At 56.8% G+C, this 3,072-nt stretch carries 3 protein-coding genes and 2 tRNA genes; 4 read left to right on the forward strand and 1 reads right to left on the reverse strand.

Going from position 1 to position 3,072, the window contains the following annotated elements; all coding sequences use genetic code 11:
* Positions 1-7 precede the first annotated feature (7 nt).
* Positions 8-95 (forward strand) — tRNA-Ser (locus AC0TOY_RS00145).
* A gap of 132 nt (positions 96-227) precedes the next feature.
* Here the strand turns inward: AC0TOY_RS00145 and AC0TOY_RS00150 are convergent.
* On the reverse strand, positions 228-1,133 hold the full coding sequence (locus tag AC0TOY_RS00150) for a LysR family transcriptional regulator (RefSeq protein WP_024908979.1): 906 nt from the start codon (positions 1,131-1,133) through the stop codon (positions 228-230).
* Positions 1,134-1,242: 109 nt separating this feature from the next.
* Here AC0TOY_RS00150 and AC0TOY_RS00155 point away from each other — a divergent pair, with 109 nt between their 5' ends.
* The 3 genes from AC0TOY_RS00155 to AC0TOY_RS00165 all read left to right on the forward strand — a co-directional run bounded on the left by AC0TOY_RS00155 (position 1,243) and on the right by AC0TOY_RS00165 (position 3,026).
* Entirely contained in the window at positions 1,243-2,103 is an 861-nt protein-coding gene (locus AC0TOY_RS00155; protein WP_024908978.1) for a pirin family protein, read from the forward strand.
* 20 nt (positions 2,104-2,123) lie between these two features.
* Positions 2,124-2,801, forward strand: a complete 678-nt coding sequence (locus tag AC0TOY_RS00160; RefSeq protein ID WP_024908977.1) for an isochorismatase family protein — start codon at positions 2,124-2,126, stop codon at positions 2,799-2,801.
* Positions 2,802-2,938: 137 nt separating this feature from the next.
* Positions 2,939-3,026 (forward strand) — tRNA-Ser (locus AC0TOY_RS00165).
* Positions 3,027-3,072: the final 46 nt, after the last annotated feature.

Consider the following 3,072-nt stretch of genomic DNA (forward strand, 5'->3'; position numbering starts at 1 on the left):
ACAATATGGTGAGGTGTCCGAGTGGCTGAAGGAGCACGCCTGGAAAGTGTGTATACGGCAACGTATCGGGGGTTCGAATCCCCCCCTCACCGCCATATTTGAAGAAGAGCTCGCATGAAAATGCGGGCTTTTTTTTCGCATATTGCATGCCTGCGGGGGATTCGAACCTTGAAACTCCCTGCGCTCTTTATGTCGGGTGGCGCTGCGCTTACCCGACCTACAAAAAGCTACTCCTCCACCATCTTCGCATACTCTTCAGTCAGAAAATCCACCAGCGTCCTGACCGACGGCAGCATGCCGCGCCGCGAAGGATAAACGGCGTGAATCACTTCCCGTCGGGGTTCCCACGCGTCCAGCACCCGTACCAGTTCCCCTGACGCAAGCTGATCCTTCACCATCAATATCGGCAACTGTACAACGCCCACGCCCGCCATCGCCGCTTCCCGCAGTGCCAGCATGTCGGTGGTAATAAAGCGCGGTGCGTAGTGGATCTCCGCTTTCGCCCCCTCTGGACCACTGAGCTCCCATTTATGCACCTGTTTACCGGCCCCCATACTTAATCCAGGCCATTCACTGAGCTCGGAAGGCATTCGCGGTTTACCCATACGTTCAATCAACTGCGGACTTGCCACCAGGCAATGCCCCCTGTCAGCCAGCACCCTTAAGACCAGATCGCTATCATCAAACGGACGCGGACGCACGCGGATAGCGACATCAATACCTTCGCCAACAAGATCGACCCGACGATTGGTGGCCTCAAGCTGGAGATTAATCCCGGGGTAGCGCGCCATAAACCGCGCCAGCATCGGTCCCACGTGGACGTGCAGTAACGTGACGGGACAGGTGATCCTGACGACGCCGCGCGGCTCAGCCTGCAGCGCAGCAACGGCCTCCTCTGCCGCTTCTGCTTCTATCAGCATTGCCTTACAGTGCTGATAGAAAGTGTGCCCCACTTCCGTCACCGTAAACTGCCGCGTCGTGCGCTGTATCAACCGTACGCCAAGCCGCTCCTCCAGCTGCGCGATCCTGCGGCTCAGTTTGGACTTGGGTTGGTCAAGCGCCCTTCCCGCCGCCGCAAACCCCCCGTAGTCCACCACCTTCACAAACCAGACGAAGTCATTGAGATCCTGCATAAGTCCTCATTGTTCTATTTTCGGAACAGTGAATGCCATTTTCACTATCTACCGGGATATTAACCCTGAATATAAGCTAATTACATCAACAGAACATCAGGAGTTAATCATGAAAAACGTAACAGGCGTTTATACCGCTCCTCGTCAGCACTGGGTTGGCGATGGTTTCCCGGTCCGTTCAATGTTCTCTTATCAAACCCACGGCGAGCCGCTGAGTCCGTTCCTGCTGCTGGACTACGCAGGCCCGTACACCTTTCCGGCAGATGGTGCGAAACGCGGCGTAGGCCAGCACCCTCACCGGGGTTTTGAAACGGTCACTATCGTCTATTCCGGTGAAGTGGAGCATCGCGACTCCACGGGCAAAGGCGGCGTGATTGGCCCCGGCGACGTGCAGTGGATGACCGCAGGCGCAGGTATTTTGCACGAGGAGTTCCACTCAAGCGCGTTCTCGCAGAAAGGCGGAGAACTGAAAATGATGCAGCTTTGGGTCAACCTCCCTGCGAAAGACAAGATGGCCGCACCGGGCTACCAGAGCATCACGAAAGCCGACATCCCGGTGGTGACGCTGCCTGAAAACGGTGGAACGCTGCGGGTTATTGCCGGTCGCTACGACACGGTTACCGGCCCGGCGCACACCTTCTCGCCGCTCAACGTCTGGGACATCGCACTGAACCAGGGAAGCCATCTGGCGCTCAATCAGCCCGAAGGCTGGAGCACCGCGCTGGTGGTGCTTGAGGGCAACATCACGGTGAACGGTACCACTCAGGCAGGTGAAGCCCAGCTGGTCGTACTGAGTCAGGAAGGCGACAAACTGCACCTTGAGGCAAGCAGCGATGCAAAAGTGCTGCTGATGGCCGGCGAGCCGCTGAATGAACCCATCGTGGGCTATGGCCCGTTTGTGATGAACAGTAAAAGCGAAATCAACGAAGCCATTCGTGATTTCAACTCCGGCCGCTTCGGCCAGATCTGAACGTAATAAAGGAGAAGAAGATGTCTACACCTGCGAATTTTAATGGCTCCCGTCCGGTTATTGATGTGAACGATGCGGTGATGTTGCTTATCGATCACCAGAGCGGTCTGTTCCAGACCGTCGGAGATATGCCAATGCCAGAGTTGCGCGCTCGTGCGGCAGCGTTAGCGAAGATCGCGACCCTGGCGAAGATCCCGGTGATCACCACCGCGTCCGTTCCACAGGGACCGAACGGACCGCTTATCCCGGAGATCCACGCCAACGCGCCGCATGCGCAATATGTTGCCCGTAAAGGTGAAATCAACGCCTGGGATAACCCGGAGTTCGTGGCTGCGGTAAAAGCCACCGGGCGCAAAACGTTGATTATTGCGGGCACTATCACCAGCGTCTGCATGGCCTTCCCGTCAATTAGCGCGGTGGCGGACGGGTACAAAGTATTTGCGGTGATTGATGCCTCCGGCACCTACAGCAAGATGGCGCAGGAGATCACCCTGGCGCGCGTGGTGCAGGCCGGTGTGGTTCCGATGGATACGGCGGCGGTGGCCTCTGAGATCCAGCGAACCTGGAACCGTGAGGACGCGGCTGAGTGGGCTGAGGTGTACACCCACATCTTCCCGGCTTACCAGCTGCTGATCGAAAGCTACGGCAAAGCACAGGAAGTGGTTAAAAACAGCGAAGTGCTCGATTCTCAGCGTTAATAACCCGTGCTGCGACAAGAGCTGATTAAGGCTTAACCGAACGCACACGAATACAGAAAATCTGCTTGACCGTTTTAGCGCAACTCCCTATAGTAGCGCCCCGTTGCCCCCCAAGCGGTCAGGCAGCAAAACAATATGGTGAGGTGTCCGAGTGGCTGAAGGAGCACGCCTGGAAAGTGTGTATACGGCAACGTATCGGGGGTTCGAATCCCCCCCTCACCGCCATATTTGAAGAAGAGCTCGCATGAAAATGCGGGCTTTTTTTTCGCAT

The sequence above is a fragment of the Enterobacter sp. PL_is379 genome, assembly GCF_055817355.1.